Source organism: Helicobacter sp. MIT 14-3879, assembly GCF_003364125.1.
Genome location: NZ_NXLP01000008.1, coordinates 1 through 15962, shown reverse-complemented (window position 1 = coordinate 15962; position 15962 = coordinate 1). Strand labels below are relative to the sequence as shown.

16 protein-coding genes and 1 tRNA gene are annotated in these 15962 nt (G+C 28.9%); 2 read left to right on the top strand and 15 right to left on the bottom strand.

Annotation, left to right across the window (positions count from 1 at the left end):
- From hisA to CQA44_RS06055, 4 genes are read right to left on the bottom strand one after another with little or no spacing between them, the layout of a single operon-like run.
- Positions 1 to 708, bottom strand: a complete 708-nt coding sequence (gene hisA / locus CQA44_RS06070) for a 1-(5-phosphoribosyl)-5-[(5-phosphoribosylamino)methylideneamino]imidazole-4-carboxamide isomerase (RefSeq protein ID WP_115546396.1) — start codon at positions 706 to 708, stop codon at positions 1 to 3.
- Complete coding sequence (hisH, locus tag CQA44_RS06065; RefSeq protein WP_115546395.1) at positions 705 to 1325, bottom strand: imidazole glycerol phosphate synthase subunit HisH; 621 nt, start codon at positions 1323 to 1325, stop codon at positions 705 to 707. Before hisH ends, hisA begins: the two co-directional genes overlap by 4 nt.
- Positions 1315 to 2250, bottom strand: a complete 936-nt coding sequence (locus CQA44_RS06060) for a PDC sensor domain-containing protein (protein ID WP_115546394.1) — start codon at positions 2248 to 2250, stop codon at positions 1315 to 1317. Before CQA44_RS06060 ends, hisH begins: the two co-directional genes overlap by 11 nt.
- Positions 2250 to 3041, bottom strand: coding sequence for a 3'-5' exonuclease (locus CQA44_RS06055; protein WP_115546393.1), 792 nt, complete (start codon positions 3039 to 3041; stop codon positions 2250 to 2252). Before CQA44_RS06055 ends, CQA44_RS06060 begins: the two co-directional genes overlap by 1 nt.
- A 98-nt stretch (positions 3042 to 3139) precedes the next feature.
- Here CQA44_RS06055 and CQA44_RS06050 point away from each other — a divergent pair, with 98 nt between their 5' ends.
- Positions 3140 to 3514: a hypothetical protein gene (locus tag CQA44_RS06050; RefSeq protein ID WP_115546392.1), complete on the top strand. Its 375-nt coding sequence runs from the start codon at positions 3140 to 3142 to the stop codon at positions 3512 to 3514.
- A gap of 34 nt (positions 3515 to 3548) precedes the next feature.
- A tRNA-Ser gene (locus tag CQA44_RS06045) sits at positions 3549 to 3636 on the top strand.
- A gap of 54 nt (positions 3637 to 3690) precedes the next feature.
- Here the strand turns inward: CQA44_RS06045 and trpA are convergent.
- The 11 genes from trpA to CQA44_RS05995 all read right to left on the bottom strand — a co-directional run.
- The gene (gene trpA, locus CQA44_RS06040) at positions 3691 to 4461 is read right to left on the bottom strand and encodes a tryptophan synthase subunit alpha (protein WP_181881804.1); all 771 of its coding nucleotides are present in this window, start codon (positions 4459 to 4461) and stop codon (positions 3691 to 3693) included.
- Positions 4454 to 5638, bottom strand: coding sequence for a tryptophan synthase subunit beta (gene trpB / locus CQA44_RS06035; RefSeq protein ID WP_115546390.1), 1185 nt, complete (start codon positions 5636 to 5638; stop codon positions 4454 to 4456). The genes trpA and trpB overlap by 8 nt, the downstream gene beginning before the upstream one ends.
- Complete coding sequence (locus tag CQA44_RS06030; RefSeq protein ID WP_115546389.1) at positions 5631 to 6248, bottom strand: phosphoribosylanthranilate isomerase; 618 nt, start codon at positions 6246 to 6248, stop codon at positions 5631 to 5633. Before CQA44_RS06030 ends, trpB begins: the two co-directional genes overlap by 8 nt.
- Complete coding sequence (trpC, locus tag CQA44_RS06025; protein WP_115546388.1) at positions 6245 to 7027, bottom strand: indole-3-glycerol phosphate synthase TrpC; 783 nt, start codon at positions 7025 to 7027, stop codon at positions 6245 to 6247. Before trpC ends, CQA44_RS06030 begins: the two co-directional genes overlap by 4 nt.
- Positions 7024 to 8037 (bottom strand): anthranilate phosphoribosyltransferase, encoded by a 1014-nt coding sequence (gene trpD / locus CQA44_RS06020; protein WP_115546387.1) that lies wholly within the window; start codon positions 8035 to 8037, stop codon positions 7024 to 7026. Before trpD ends, trpC begins: the two co-directional genes overlap by 4 nt.
- Positions 8034 to 8606 (bottom strand): aminodeoxychorismate/anthranilate synthase component II, encoded by a 573-nt coding sequence (locus CQA44_RS06015; RefSeq protein ID WP_115546386.1) that lies wholly within the window; start codon positions 8604 to 8606, stop codon positions 8034 to 8036. Before CQA44_RS06015 ends, trpD begins: the two co-directional genes overlap by 4 nt.
- Positions 8603 to 10063, bottom strand: coding sequence for an anthranilate synthase component I family protein (locus tag CQA44_RS06010; RefSeq protein WP_115546385.1), 1461 nt, complete (start codon positions 10061 to 10063; stop codon positions 8603 to 8605). Before CQA44_RS06010 ends, CQA44_RS06015 begins: the two co-directional genes overlap by 4 nt.
- Positions 10064 to 10232: 169 nt before the next feature.
- Positions 10233 to 13262, bottom strand: coding sequence for a type I restriction endonuclease subunit R (locus CQA44_RS06005; RefSeq protein ID WP_115546384.1), 3030 nt, complete (start codon positions 13260 to 13262; stop codon positions 10233 to 10235).
- A gap of 211 nt (positions 13263 to 13473) precedes the next feature.
- A complete protein-coding gene (locus CQA44_RS12525; RefSeq protein ID WP_181881803.1) occupies positions 13474 to 13617 on the bottom strand; it encodes a hypothetical protein in 144 nt (47 codons plus the stop codon).
- Between the two features lie 93 nt (positions 13618 to 13710).
- Positions 13711 to 14859 (bottom strand): restriction endonuclease subunit S, encoded by a 1149-nt coding sequence (locus CQA44_RS06000; RefSeq protein WP_115546383.1) that lies wholly within the window; start codon positions 14857 to 14859, stop codon positions 13711 to 13713.
- On the bottom strand, positions 14856 to 15962 hold a 1107-nt coding region (locus tag CQA44_RS05995; RefSeq protein WP_115546382.1), incomplete at its 5' end, for a type I restriction-modification system subunit M. The genes CQA44_RS05995 and CQA44_RS06000, both read right to left, overlap by 4 nt.

The window sequence follows — 15962 nt, the reverse complement described above, 5'->3', positions numbered from 1 at the left end:
TTAAGTGTATTTTTTAAAAATTTCTTCTAAATTAACTTTGCCTTCATAAAACGCCTTACCAACTATAATACCATTAATTATACTATTTTTAAAAACTTTATCTATTTCAATTATAGAGCTAAATCCACCACTTGCAATAGTATTAATTCCACTCTCTTTTGCTATACTTTCACTAAAATTAATATTTATACCATCTAGCATACCATCGTGCAAGATATCTGTGCAAATTATTGCCTCAAGTTTGCTACCTCTAAATTGCCTTGCAAAAGATACTGCATCAACTTGACTTATATTTGCCCAACCATCTGTGCTAACCTTTCCATTCTTAGCATCAATGCCTAAAACTATTGGATATTTATCTATCATTTTAAAAGTAAAATCAAGATTTTTAATTGCAACCGAACCTAAAATTACTCTATTTATTCCTATATCAATATATTTTTTTATAGTATCTTCATCTCTTATTCCACCACCCAATTCTATTTTTAAATTACAGGATTTGCGAATCTTAATAATCTCATCTAAATTCTTTGGTTCTCCAATAAAAGCTCCATTTAAATCAACTATATGTATCCATTCTGCACCCATTTTTTCAAACTCTTTTGCAAAAAAAAGTGCCTCTCCATATACTTTGGAGCTATTAATATCTCCCTTTGTAAGTCTAACTACTTGTCCATCTTTTAAATCTATTGCTGGTATTATTGTCATCTTAACTCCACAAAATTTTTTAATATCATCAATCCTAATTTTGAGCTTTTTTCTGGATGAGGCTGAATACCAAAAATATTATCTTTACAAACCATTGCACTAAATTCATCTCCATAATCACACACTGCAAGAATATTATCCCTAATATTAGGCTTAACATAAAAGCTATGCACAAAATATAAAAAATCTCCGCTATTAAGACCCTCTAAAATCGGACTAGATTGTATAATCTCAATAGCATTCCAACCGATATGTGGAATTTTTAGGTTATTGTCAAATCTTATAACTTCGCCTGAAATAAGACCTAATCCCTTATGAATTCCAAATTCAAAACTTTTATCAAATAAAAGCTGCATTCCAAGGCAAATTCCAAGTATATATTTACCATTTTTAGTAGCCTCTATTATTGCTTCACTCATTCCACTTTTATTTAAATGTTCTATTGCACTACCAAATGCACCAACGCCCGGTAAAATAAGCCTATCAAATTTATTAACATCTTCTGCATTATATATAATATCTGCTGATATGTCTAAAGACAATAAAGCATTTTTTATACTTGAGAGATTACCTATATTGTAATTTAATATAGCAACTTTAGGTTTATTAACCTTCATTTTCTTTCACTTGTTTTTTATAATATAAAGCAGTATATGCAAATTTAATATAAATTGAAAGTCCTATCAATAATAAGAATACTCCGCCCATTAAATAAACTGCATAAAGAAGCTTGCTTGGCTCTGTAATTGTAAATTTAAACACAAGCATTAAAGCCTCAATGGCAATAGCAATAATTATAGAACCTAGAAATCTCATCATAGTTTTATGTATAGTTTTATTGCTATCATTGGTACTCTTTCCTAAAACCTCCTCTTCAAATATTGCCTTTACTAAGTCAAAAATAGCTAAAGATAATGTTAAAAGAATTGTAGATTCAAATATCTCTTCAATATTTAAATTATTAAAATGTTCTAATGCACTAAAAAGGCTGCTTACTCCTTTTGCTATAAGGAGTATTGCTATAAAAGATAAGGCAATAGATAAAATACTATATATTATTGTGCTAATAATTGAAAAAAAATTATAAATAGATGCAGGGGAGGTTAAATTTAGAGCCTCTTTTAGAGGAATATCAATACAAGCAATACAAACTAATTCGCCATTATTTTTATAGATAGGATATGTAGCAGTTACTACCAAGTGCCCACCAAATCTTGATGGATATGGGTCAGTTATAATACTTCTCTTTTCCCTTAAACTCTCATAATAATATACCCTATTTGATAAATCTATATTTTGGATATTTTCTTTAGAATCTACATATTTTGATTTAATATTTTCTAACAATATTCCATCAGAGCTAATAATATAAAGAGAATCAAAAATTTTAATTTCTTTACTAATTCTATCTAGTGCATTTTTAGTATTATTAATTGACACATTTGGCATGTAGTTTTTTATATTTTGCTCAAATATAAAACATACATAAGCCCTAATCTCATATCTTAGCTTTGAGTATCTATCTATATCTCTTAAAAACATTAATTTAGCCTTTCTAAGCTTTCTTTTAATGAAGCTATAAAAACATTGCTATAATTTTTATCTTTTGGAATCTTATCTAAAAATATATTAAGTAACTCCATATACTCATCAATGCAAATCTTACCCTGTAAAAGTTGGTATTTTAAAAATAACCAATAAGTATTTAACACATCGCTTTGGCAATACTCATCTATGATATGATATTTTTCTTCATAATAAAGCCTAAATACATCATCTCCGCTTACATCAAATTTACCGGGTATTTTTAACATCTTACATAATACATCAAGCTTCATATTCTTAGCCATACCAAAGGAACCAAGAGAATCTAATAAATCAATATGAAAATTCTCACTATACCTAGTCCTATAATTATCCCATTTATTTTTATTAAACTTTATATTATCTTGTTCAAAATACGCACTAGCATTAAGATTATATTTCATTGCTCTAAGCATTATAAGTGGTAAATCAAAACTTCTGCCATTAAAGCTAATTAACTTTGGATTTTTATTATTTAAATATTTTAAAAATTCACTCAAAATCTTCTTTTCATCTTTAGAATCTAGAGCATAATTACCTATTTTTATAAAGCGTCCAAAATCATCACAAATTAAACATGAAATAGAAATAATCTTATGAAATGGCAATGGAAGAAATGTGCTATAACCCACATTATCATCTACTCCTAAAGCTTTATTACAAACTTCAATATCACTTCCGCTATAATTATAAATCTCTCTTAAAAGCTCAACATCTGGCACACTCTCGCAATCAAAAACACAAAGCATTAAAAAACCTCTTTAAATTAAAATATTGCTAGATTCTAATAAAATAATTGCTAGAATCCAATACTAAATTAATAACCATAATCAAGGAAAGGATATTAATGATAATAATTGGTCATAAGGCTATAAAACACCCAATATTTAAAAATATAAAAAATATAGAAGATATTAATAATACAAATGCAAATGAAATAGTATATTTTGAATCTGATTATAAAATAGCAAATTATTGTAAAGATAATGAGATAAAGTATGCAGTGAAAATATCAAATATAACTGATTTAATAATATATTCAAATTTAGATGCAAAATATATTTTAGTAAGAGAAAAAAATATTGCAGAAAATAGCCAAAAGATTGCTAATGATTATTTTTTTGATAGTAAGATTCTATATATTATAAATGATGAAAGCAGTATTGAAAATGCTGCTATGCTAGGCTTTGATGGTGTAATATTTGAATCTGTTTTAAACTAGATTTTAAATTATTATCTGTTATTATTATAATTTTAGAGAGGTGTCCGAGTGGTTGAAGGAGCACGCCTGGAACGCGTGTAAAGTGAAAGCTTTCGAGGGTTCGAATCCCTTCCTCTCTGCCATATCTTTTTAAACACAAAACTTAAATTCTCACTTATATTTTAAAAATTTATAAACTAAATGATTGCAGATTTCATCTCTCTTATATATAAACCTATATGCTTTATACAATCATTGCCATATTTTTCACAAAGTTTTACAATAGCACTCCCAACAATCACACCATCAGCATATTTAGATACTTGCTTTGCTTGAAGTGGTGTTTTAATCCCAAATCCTACTGCTATTGGAATTTTTGTCGATCTTTTAGCAACATTTATTATGTCTAAAATATTTGTGCTTATATTATCTCTTATTCCTGTTACACCAAGAGATGAAACACAATATAAGAATCCACTTGCATTCTGTGCAATAGTATGTATGCGGTTTTTAGAGGTAGGAGCAATAAATGAGATAATATCCATATTATATTTTTTACAAAATGACTCAAATTCATTTTTTTCTTCATATGGCACATCAGGTAAGATTATGCCATCAATTAAGAGGCTGTTTGCGTTTTTCATAAAATCTTCCCTACCATAAGAAAAAATTACATTTGCATAAGTCATAAATACTATTGGAATAGAAGTTTTTTTTCTTACGCTCTCAAGCATACAAAATATTTTATCAGTAGTTACACCATTTTCTAAAGCTCTTTTATTTGCACTTTGTATAACAATCCCCTCTGCAATGGGGTCAGAAAACGGAATTCCTAGCTCTATTAAATCTGCACCATTTTCTACCATTTCATAAATTATTTTTTCTGTTACCTCTAAAGTAGGGTCTCCACAAGTTATAAATGGTATAAAAGCTTTTCCATTACTAAATGCTTTGTATATATTACTCATTAATATTTTCTCCATTATATTTTGCTATTGCAGCACAATCCTTATCTCCTCTACCTGAAAGATTAATAATTATAATTTTATCTTTAGATAATTTTGGTGCTATTTTTATAGCATAAGCTATTGCGTGAGCACTCTCAATAGCAGGGATTATTCCCTCCATTTTTGATAAATATTCAAATGCAAATACTGCTTCATTATCACATATAGGAATATATTTTGCTCTTTTTATATCATTTAAATATGCGTGCTCTGGTCCAACACCAGGATAATCAAGCCCCGCTGATATAGAATAAACAGGTGCTATTTGTCCATATTCATTTTGACAAAAATATGATTTCATTCCGTGAAAAATACCTACTTTTCCTATTGTAATACTTGCTGCCGTATCTAGTGTATCAACACCTCTTCCACCAGCCTCACAACCAATTAATTCAACTTCTTTATCTTGTATAAAATGGTAGAATGCACCAATTGCATTTGAACCTCCCCCAACACAGGCTATAACAAAATTTGGAAGTTTATTTTCAATATCTAATATTTGTTGTTTAATTTCTCTTGAAATAATAGATTGAAAATCCCTAACAATCATAGGGAAAGGATGAGGACCCATAACCGAACCTATAACATAGTGGGTATCATCAATCCTTACACTCCACTCCCTTAATGTCTGTGATACGGCATCTTTAAGCGTAGCTGTTCCACTATCTACACAATGCACTTTTGCACCTAACAATTTCATTTTATAAACATTTAAAGCCTGTCTATTTATATCTTCTTTACCCATAAAAATTTCACACTCCATATTTAGAAGTGTTGCTGCTGTTGCCGTAGCTACTCCGTGTTGTCCAGCCCCTGTCTCTGCTATAATTCTAGTTTTACCCATTTTTTTAGCAAGTAAAACCTGACCTAATACATTATTAATCTTATGCGAACCTGTATGATTTAAATCTTCTCTTTTAAGATAAATCTTAGCTCCTTTTAAATCATCACTCATACGTGAGGCAAAGTAAAGTGGTGAGGGTCTATTTGCATAATTATTAAACAAACTTTGTAATTCTTTATTAAAACTCTCATCATTTTTATAATAATTAAATGCACTCTCTAGCTCTAATATCGCACTCATTAGAGTTTCTGGTATAAACATACCACCATATTTTCCAAAATATCCTTTATTCATTATGTATCCCTCTTACTTTGTATATAAAAGACTTCATTTTATTAAAATCTTTTATTCCATTCGTTTCTAATCCACCAGAAATATCTACACAATAAGGCTTTAATGATAATGCTTGTTGTATATTATCTACATTAAGCCCACCTGCTAAAAAATATTCTCTTTTAAAACCTCTTTTTTGTGCCTGCGACAAATAATCCCAATTAAAGCTTTCTCCACTTCCACCTTTTAAATTATCAAATAACAAAAAATCTGCTAAAGAATCTCTACTTTTAAGGATAGATTCTACACTATTAACCTTAATAGCCTTAATAATTATAATATTTCTTTTAGATTTTAAGTTTTCTATAAAGTCATTATTTTCATCTCCATGAAGTTGGATTAAACTAATAACATTAGAATCTATTAGATTTAATATAAAATCTATATCACTATTTACAAAAACTCCAATGGCTTTAATAGAATCATTTAATTTTGATTTCAGGATTCTAGCAAAACTAGGTTTTACTTCTCTTTTACTTTTAGCAAAAACAAAGCCTATGAAACTTGGCTTAAGAATATTTACATAATCTATATCTTGTTCCCTAAATAACCCACATACTTTGATTTTCACAATATACCTTTAAGTATCTGCAATGCTTTTTGTCTATCACTTTGTGTCATAAGCCACTCTCCAATTAGCACTGCATTTGTATTGATTTTTTCTAACTCTAAAATATCTTTTCTTGTTGTTATACCACTTTCAGACACAAAGATAATATCATTAGGCAATATTTTTTTAAGTCTAAGGCTTGTTTGTATATCTACTTTAAAAGTTTTTAAATCTCTATTATTTACACCTATAATATTAGCATTTGCAAAAAGTGCATTAGCAATTTCAGCTTCATTATGAGTTTCAACAAGCACACAAAGACCTAAAGAATTAGCTATGGATAAATAATCTTTTAGTTTATTTTTATCCAATATTGCTGCTATAAGCAAAATGGCATTAGCCTTTAAAGCTTTTGCTTGATATATCATATATTCATCAATAATAAAATCTTTTCGTAAAATAGGAATATTAACACATTCCTTAATTTCTCTTAAATACTCATCTTTACCCATAAAATAATGTGGCTCTGTTAGACAAGAGATTGCATCTACTCCTATATTTTGATACTCTAATGCAATATCTTTTGGAGAAAACTCATCTACAATCATACCTTTAGAAGGAGAAGCTTTCTTTACCTCACAAATAAAATTTAAGCCTTTTTTACTTATGGCTTTTTGAAATAAAAAAGAAGAATCTTTTTTAGATTCTGCAATTTCTCTTATTTGATTTAAACTAATAGCTTTTTTATCTTTGCTAATTCTCTCTCTTGTAGTTTCTATTATCCTATCTAATATATTCATATTTTATTACTCTCTTTTATAAAACTTTCAAGCTTTTTTAAAGCCAATTTACTATCAATAATCTTTTCAGCCATAATTACCCCTGATTTTATATCAGGAACTTTCCTTGCTATATATAAGGCTGCACCAGCATTTAGACAAACTGCTTGCCTTTTTGCCCCCCTCTCTTCTCCTAATAATATATCTTTTATAATTTTTGCATTATCTCTAGCACTCCCACCTAATAAATTTCTTTTATCATAAATTTTATAGCCAAAATCTTTAGGACTTATAGTGTAGGTTTTAAGTGTATTATTAAAAATTTCACATATTTTTGTTTTATTACTTGTAGAAATTTCATCTAAGCCATCTAGCCCATATACAACCATTCCATATTTTACACCAAGGTTATTTAACACTTTTGCAAGAGGTTCAACTAAAGATTCTTCATATACACCCATTAACTGCATATTTGCACTTGCTGGGTTTGATAAAGGTCCAAGAATATTAAAAATAGTCTTAATTCCTAATTCTTTACGAATAGGTGCAACATGCCTCATAGCAATATGATAATTTTGTGCAAAAAGAAAGCAAATATTGATTTCTTGTAGTAACTTTTGACTTTGCTCCTTAGATAGCATAATATTTACTCCTAGCTCCTCTAACACATCTGCTGAACCACATTTTGAAGAAGAAGCTCTATTTCCGTGCTTTGCAATAGGAATACCAGCTGCTGAAACAATAATACAAGCAGTTGTAGAGATATTAAAAGAATTTGAGCCATCTCCACCTGTGCCAACAATCTCCAAAATATCTTTATTATAAACAAGCCCTACACAATGAGAACGCAAGCTAGAAGCACAAGCTGTAATTTCATCTACACTCTCTCCTTTAATACTTAAAGCTGTAAGATATGAAGCTATTTGTGCAATACTTGCTTTTTGCTCCATAATCTCATCCATTACAATTTTTGCCTCACTAAAACTAAGGTCTTGTTTTTTTACAAGCTTTAAAATTGCCTCTTTAATCATTTTATAACCTTTAAAATATTTGCCAATATATCTTTTCCAAGAGGCGTCATTATGGATTCTGGGTGAAATTGCACCCCATAAATTGGATATTTAGTATGCTCTAATGCCATAATCTCTCCACTAGGGCTAGTTGCAGTTATTTTTAGACATTTTGGAAGATTATCTCTCAAAGTGCAGAGTGAATGATAACGAGCTACTTGTATTTGCTTTGGAAAATTAAAAAACATACAAGATGAAGTATCAACATCAATAATTGAAGTTTTGCCATGCATTAATTCTTTAGCGTAAGTAACTTTAGCACCAAAAGCTACACTTATAGCTTGATGTCCAAGACATACTCCAAAAATAGGCACTTTTGAAGCAAAATGTAAAATTGCCTCAATGCAGATTCCAGAATCTTGAGGCTTTCCAGGTCCAGGAGAAATAACAATAAGACTAGGAGATAAAGATTCTAACTTTAATAAAGTGCATTCATCATTGCGAATAACTTTAATATCTTTTCTAAATTGCCCAAGAAGCTGATATAGGTTATATGAAAAACTATCATAATTATCAATTAAAATTATCATTCTAAGCCACCTTGTGCTAAATTTAATGCATCTAGCAAAGCTTTTGCTTTATTATTACATTCTAAAAATTCACTTTTTGGCTCGCTATCATAGACGACACCAGCCCCTGAACGCACACAAATATTATTATCTTTTTTATAAACTAATCTTATAGCTATACACATATCCATATTTCCTGAAAAATCAAGATAACCAATTGACCCTCCATATATACCTCTAGAATTGCCTTCTAGTTCATTAATAATTTCACAAGCCCTAATTTTAGGAGCACCAGAGAGAGTTCCTGCAGGAAGGATTGCATCAAGCGCATCAAGTGCATCTTTATCATCTCTAATTTCTCCACAAATTGTTGAGCTAATGTGCATAATATGTGAATATTGCTCAACATTCATATATTTTTCAACCTCAACACTACCAATTTTTGAAACCTTACCAATATCATTTCTACCTAAATCTACTAGCATATTATGCTCTGCAAGTTCTTTTGTATCATTCAATAATTCCTCTTTAAGTAATTCATCTTCTTTTGCATTTTGTCCTCTTTTACGACTTCCCGCTAGTGGATATGTATAAAGCTTTGAATCTTGAAGTCTAACAAGCGTTTCAGGGGAAGCCCCAGCAATTTCAATATTATTACTTGAGAAATAAAACATATATGGAGAGGGGTTAATAGTCCTTAATACTCTATATACATCAAAAAGGCTTCCTCTAGCTTTACCTCTCATAGCATTAGATAACACAACTTGAAAAATATCACCCTCATAAATATATTGCTTTGCTTGTTTAACCATTTGAAAATATTTGCTTTCAGAAAAATCATACTTTAGAGTAGAATCTAAATAAAAAGGCTCTATATTTTTATCACAGGGTTTTTTTAATAACGCCTCTATATTCTCAATCTTATCTATTGCATTTTTGTATGAATTCTCCAAATCCTCAAGTATCACTCCTGCAATAAGCATTATTTTTTGTTTAAAATTATCAAATACAATTAAATCATTAAATAACATTAAATCAACATCTAAAAAATCACTATCATATAAATCAAAATCAAGCCTAGTTTCATTATATCTAATATAATCATAAGAAAAAAAGCCAACTAACCCACCTGTAAAAATTGGCAAATCTTGTATTTTTGGCGTTTTATATTTAGATAAAATTTCTCTTATAGCTAATTTAATATCATTGCTTTCTTTTATGCTACTACCCTCTTGTATGCTTACCTTACCCTTTATTGCAGTAATTTGAAGAGTTGGATTAAAGCCTAAAAAAGTATATCTCCCCCAATGTTTTTTTTGCTCCACACTCTCTAATAAAAAGCAATGGGTGCTATTTATTTTAAGTATTCTCATAGCCTCAATTGGCGTAATAAAATCTGCATAAATTTCCTTTATTAGAGGAAAACGTTTATAACCTCTAAGATTCATATTCTTTATTATTTCAATACTAGGATACATTATTTTTTCCTTGATAATTAATATATTTTGATTGTGTATTATTAGTAGTTTATGTAGTAGGCGTTAGAAACGCCAAAATATAGTATAAGATAGAGTAATTTTAGTTTTCATAGGCAAAATCATACCAGCAAAAATATTTTATTGTCAAGCTTTTTAAAATAAAAATATTTTAATTATTATTAATGATATTTAAGATTCCAAGGTCTATAAATCTCTCAAAAAAACTCTTAAGTCTATAAATAATGTTTTGTCTTTTATTTTCAATTTCTAATTGATTTTGAGCAAAAAGTGGAAGTTTGATTATCCTATCTATATCTCCTCCTTTATCTTGGAATTTATTATTTTCAAAAGAGTGCTGCATAAATTCGCTAGTAGTTTCACTAGATAAATTCTCTTCTTTTATAATTTTATTAAATTCATAATAATACTTTTCTTTTATAAAATCTTTAAATAAATTATTAAAATCTTCATTACTCTTTGTAGATTCTATTAATTCTAAAAATTCTCTTAATAAATCAATCTTATTACGCAAAGTTAGACTTGATTCAATGCTTTTTAGAATCTTATTTCTATATTCTTGGTTTTGGTCTTTGTAATATTTTTCTAATAGCATTAAAATATATTCTACATTGACTTCTACTTGCTTAATAAGCTCTATTTCAAATACTAAATCATCATTAATTGGAGTTTTTTCATTATCCCCTCTTAGTTCATTATAAAGGCTAATATAATGGCTTTGATAATCTTGCTTTAGTGCCTCATCTAAGATATTATTATCACTAAATTCATCAAATACATTTAAAATATTTTCTAGTTTCAAAATCTCATTAAATAAACTTATAAATTCTTTTTTATCATTATTTGTATTAAGTGGGAATTTAGCTAAATCAAATCTATCTTTTAGCTCTTCTACTAGCTCATTATAGCCTTTATTATAATTGCCATCACTATCACTATAACCCTCTAAATACTCTCTAAAAGTTCTAAGTAAGACAATATTTCTTGCTTCCTTATCACCAAAGAGCTTTAAACTCTCATTTGTTGCTTCTTGCAGATTTCTAAAACATACAATATTGCCAAATTTTTTAACATCATTTAAGATTCTATTAGTTCTTGAAAAGCTTTGTAAAAGCCCGTGAAAATAAAGATTTTTATCAACCCAAAGCGTATTAATATATTTTGAATCAAAGCCTGTAAGAAACATATTTACTACGATTAATATATCAAGCTCTCTATTTTTTACCCTCTCTGAAACATTTTTATAATACGCATCAAAATCTGATAAACTATAATTACTCTTAAACATTTTATTATAATCCCTCAAAGCGTCTTCTAAAAATCGCTTAGAATCCAAGCTATCAGCACCATCATCTATCTCATCTCTATCATCGTTAGCAACATAACTATAAATAATGCCAACTTTTCTAGCATTCAAAGGGTTAGTTTCTTTTTCTAACTGCTTTTTAAACTCCTTGTAATATAGCTTTGCTGCCTCCACGCTAGAGGTAGCAAATATAGAATTAAAGCCTATATTTGAAACATTTCTTTTTGTCTTTTGATTAAAATGCTCTAAAATATATCTAACTATCTTTTCAATACGTTTTTCATTCATTAAAGCACTTTCTTTATCTATGCCCCTTACTTCCTCATCTGTTATATTTTCTTTTTCTTTCATAGTAGAGTAATATTCTAAATTAAAGGGTAAGACATTTTTATCCATTATCGCATTTAGTATAGTATATGAGTGTAATTCTTTACCAAATAAACGCTCTGTTGTTGCTTGAACTGCTCTCTCCTCATTAATTCCTTGATCATTTTTAACTTTTATTGTAGTATAGTTATTAGCTTGTGCATTTTCTTCAAAAATTGGCGTTCCAGTGAAGCCAAAAATATAGTATTTCTTAAATCTCTTAATTATATTTTGGTGCATTTTTCCAAATTGACTACGATGGCATTCATCAAATATCAATACTACTTCTTCATTATATATGCTTGATTGTGGATTTTTATCGATAAAGATTGAGAGTTTTTGAATAGTTGTAATAATAATCTTACTATTAATATCTTGTATTGATTTTTTAAGCTGCTCTGTATTTTTTGTAGAGTTTGCTGCTTTATCTTGATATTTATTATATTCTTTCATTGTTTGATGGTCTAAATCTTTCCTATCTACTACAAAAAATACTTTTTTTATATAGCCTAATTTTGTTGCAAGGATTGATGTTTTAAAACTAGTTAGCGTTTTGCCGCTACCTGTGGAGTGCCAAATATACCCACAAGAATCTCTAGTGCCATAGAGCTTATAATTATGTGATATTATTATTTTATCTAGGATTCTCTCACAAGCTGCGATTTGATAGGGACGCATAACTAAAAGCTCTCTATCTGTTTTAAAAACACAATATTTAAATAAGATATTAAGCAAAGTTCTCTTTGCAAAAAATGTTTGAGTAAAATCCTCTAAATCCAATATAGCCTTATTATTAGCATCGCTAAAGGTAATGCAAAAGCTAAAATGATTACTTTCATTACTAGTTTTGTTTAATAAATCACGCAAAGTATTACTATAATATTTAGTCTGTGTGCCATTACTTATAACAAAAATATGCACAAATTCAAAAAGAGCATTCCCAGAGCTAAAACTCTCTTTATTATATCTTGCTATTTGATTAAAAGCCTCTTTTAAATCAACCCCTCTTTTTTTAAGCTCAATATGCACTAATGGCAGTCCATTAACTAGCAAACTAACATCATAGCGATTTTTATAAGACCCCTCTTTATTATTTATCTGTGAGATAACTTGCAAAAAATTATTATTAATATTTTCCTTATCTATAAATTTTATATTTTTAATGCTTCCATCATCTCTACTTAAGAGGGATGAGTATCCATCAACTTGTATCATTTCTATCTTATCACTCTTAGTTTTTGTTGTGATTTCTTTATAAAATCTACTCCATTCACTATTACTAAAAGTAATATTATTTAATCTCTCTAATTTATCTTTTAGATTAGATTCTAGCTCTATTGTAGAATTAATGTCTAAATACTCATAGCCCATATCTCTTAAGTCTTTTATAAGATTATCTTCTAATTCTGCCTCACTTTGAAAGCCTTTTCTTTGCATCTTTCTAGGGGTAAAGTTTGCAACAATAGTATTGTATTTATTTAATGCTATTAAATCTTGTTGTTCTTGCATATTAATCCTTAATTTATTTTTATATTTTTTAAGAGGGATTTTGGCTTATAAATAGCTTTTTTCTTATTCCCTTAAACTTTTATCCTCTTAATTCTCTTATTTTTAACCTCTTAAGTTTTTGCCTTAGGTATAAAATAAATGCACTTCATTGAGTAAAACACAAATTTAAAATTTATATTTTTTCTAGCAAAAGGGTTTACCCTCCCCCTCCTCACTTATCCGCTTCTAGCTTCAAATCAGCGGAAGCAGCTGCTTCCTTTTTTTCTGATTTTCCACACCACGAAGTGGGTGAGATTCTACTAGAGTTAATATTTTCATAGCCGATGATTTTATTTTGAAGGGAAAGCCTACCCAAAAATCTACCCAATAAAAAAAGATGAATTTAATGAAAAAAAGATGAATTTAAAAATAATCAATAAATTTTCTTTTATAGTTTGCATAATAATCCTTAATTTTCTAATTTTTCAAAGCTAAGTAAGCTTTCTCTATAATATTCATACTGCTTTTTTCTAGCCTTAATTTCTGCGGGAATTCCACTGCTTAAGTCATTAACTAAAGCATCAAATTTATCTAAAATCTCTACAACTTTATTTTGCACCTCTAAGGGCGGTAGTGGGATTTTGATTTTTTTATCAATATCACTTTTATTAATTGCTGGAATTGAGCCTCTTGCCACTAAAGTATCCATAATTTTAGATTGGAATGTCTTTAAATAATAAAAAATAAATTTTGTTTTTAAAATATTTTCATCTATTGAACGATAAGGGTAGCAAAGCCCACCAGCCCAAAATTTGCTTGACATAAAATTTATAAATCCAGCATATTCACCACGAGCAGCAATAGTAAAAGCATTTGCTTCATTATTAAAGTTATCATAAAATCCGTAATAATCTCTACCTGAATTAATCACAGGATATTTACCTTTTTGTTTCAATTCATCTGTTTTTAAAGTAGCTTTTTTTAGAGTATTACATACTTCACCTAGGCTCATTGTTCTAACTACCCCCCCCCTACTTAGTTTGGATAGATTTTCAAAGCTAAGTAAGCTCTCCCTATAATATTCATACTGCTTTTTGCGTTTCTCTAACTCTTTCTCTAACTCTTTCTCTAACTCTTTCTCTAACTCTGTAAAAGTATCTAGAATCCTTACAATCTCATTTTGTATTTCTATTGGCGGTAGTGGGATTTTAAAATTTTTAAACTTTATTTTTTGAAGATTTTTTAGACCTACACCTTCAAAATAAACTTTTTCAATAATATTTTGTTTGCTTTTTAAAAAATAATATAAAAATTTGACACTACACTCTCTTGTAGTAAATGCAAAAACATGGTCAGTATAATAAGCTTTTCCATTGTTATATTTTATGTCAGCACTACCACCATCATTCATAAATAAATATTCACCGTTAACTAAAAAATCATTCACAAAGTAATTTTGCTCCCCGCTTGTAAAACATATTATTTCTCCAGAATCTAAATTTTTAATTTTATTTAGTCCTAATTTTGACTTAGGGGCAATTTGAAATAACTTTCCTATTTCTTTATACTCTACTCCATTGGGGCATAATTTAGCAAGTAGTTTTTCTATGCTATTCATTTACTCTCCTCCTTATTTTCCCCCTCTAGCTCTAAGATAATAGAATCTATTTGCTCTCTTAGTATTGCTTGATTTTTAACTATATCTTTTAGCTCATTATTTAGGGCTGATATATCTATATTTTCTCTTTTATCTTCTAGCTCTACATAGCTACTTACACTTAGGTTATAATCCTGTGCTTTTATTTGCTCTAAAGTGGCATTTTGGCTAATATGAGGGATATTATCTCTCTTTAAATATAACTCTAAGATTCTATTTACATTATCTTTGCTTAGCTTATTTTTATTAGTAACTTTTATATGCTCATTGACTGCATCAATAAATAGTATTGAAGTATTTGGCTTATTTTTCTTTAAAACCATCACACAAGTAGAGATATTTGTGCCAAAAAAGAGATTATCACTAAGAGAGATAATACAATCTATTACATTGCTATTAACTAAATATTGTCTAATCTTTTTCTCTGCCCCACTTCTATATAAAATACCCGGAAATATTACTATTGCAGCACAGCCCTTTTGGCTTAAATAAGAAAGAGAGTGCATAATAAAAGCAAAATCAGACTTAGACTTTGGGGCTAGGACGCCTGCTTTAGAAAACCTATCATCATTTATTAAAAGGGGGTTATCACTACCCTCCCAATTCTTAGAATAGGGCGGATTAGAGACGATAGCATCAAAGGGCTCTTCTTTCTTAATCTCTTCACAGGGGTTAATCAAGGTATCGCCAAGTGAAATATCAAACTTTTCATAGCCCACATCGTGTAAAAACATATTCATTCTTGCTAGATTATAAGTAGTGTGATTAATCTCTTGTCCAAAATAGCCTAATCTTGGGTCTTTTTGAATGCAAATCTTATATTGTAATAGAAGTGAGCCAGAGCCACAAGCGGGGTCATAAACCTTATTTGGCTTAGGATTATTATGAAGGGTTAGTCTAACAAGAAGATTGCTTACTTCTTGGGGTGTAAAAAACTCTCCCCCACTTTTCCCTGCATTACTAGCATACATAGTCATTAGGAATTCATAGGCATCGCCAAAGGCATCAATCGCATTATTTGCATAGCTTAAAGATAGGGAACTAATGCTTTTCATAATATTAAG

Bases quoted from the DNA above. Each gene is read 5' to 3' on its own strand.
- CQA44_RS06005 (WP_115546384.1), bottom strand. From the start codon at position 13,262: ATGCAAGAACAACAAGATTTAATAGCATTAAATAAATACAATACTATT.
- trpA (WP_181881804.1), bottom strand. From the start codon at position 4,461: ATGAGTAATATATACAAAGCATTTAGTAATGGAAAAGCTTTTATACCA.
- CQA44_RS06050 (WP_115546392.1), top strand. From the start codon at position 3,140: ATGATAATAATTGGTCATAAGGCTATAAAACACCCAATATTTAAAAAT.
- trpC (WP_115546388.1), bottom strand. From the start codon at position 7,027: ATGAATATATTAGATAGGATAATAGAAACTACAAGAGAGAGAATTAGC.
- trpB (WP_115546390.1), bottom strand. From the start codon at position 5,638: ATGAATAAAGGATATTTTGGAAAATATGGTGGTATGTTTATACCAGAA.
- CQA44_RS06000 (WP_115546383.1), bottom strand. From the start codon at position 14,859: ATGAATAGCATAGAAAAACTACTTGCTAAATTATGCCCCAATGGAGTA.
- CQA44_RS06060 (WP_115546394.1), bottom strand. From the start codon at position 2,250: ATGTTTTTAAGAGATATAGATAGATACTCAAAGCTAAGATATGAGATT.
- trpD (WP_115546387.1), bottom strand. From the start codon at position 8,037: ATGATTAAAGAGGCAATTTTAAAGCTTGTAAAAAAACAAGACCTTAGT.
- CQA44_RS06015 (WP_115546386.1), bottom strand. From the start codon at position 8,606: ATGATAATTTTAATTGATAATTATGATAGTTTTTCATATAACCTATAT.
- CQA44_RS06055 (WP_115546393.1), bottom strand. From the start codon at position 3,041: ATGCTTTGTGTTTTTGATTGCGAGAGTGTGCCAGATGTTGAGCTTTTA.
- CQA44_RS06010 (WP_115546385.1), bottom strand. From the start codon at position 10,063: ATGTATCCTAGTATTGAAATAATAAAGAATATGAATCTTAGAGGTTAT.
- hisH (WP_115546395.1), bottom strand. From the start codon at position 1,325: ATGAAGGTTAATAAACCTAAAGTTGCTATATTAAATTACAATATAGGT.
- hisA (WP_115546396.1), bottom strand. From the start codon at position 708: ATGACAATAATACCAGCAATAGATTTAAAAGATGGACAAGTAGTTAGA.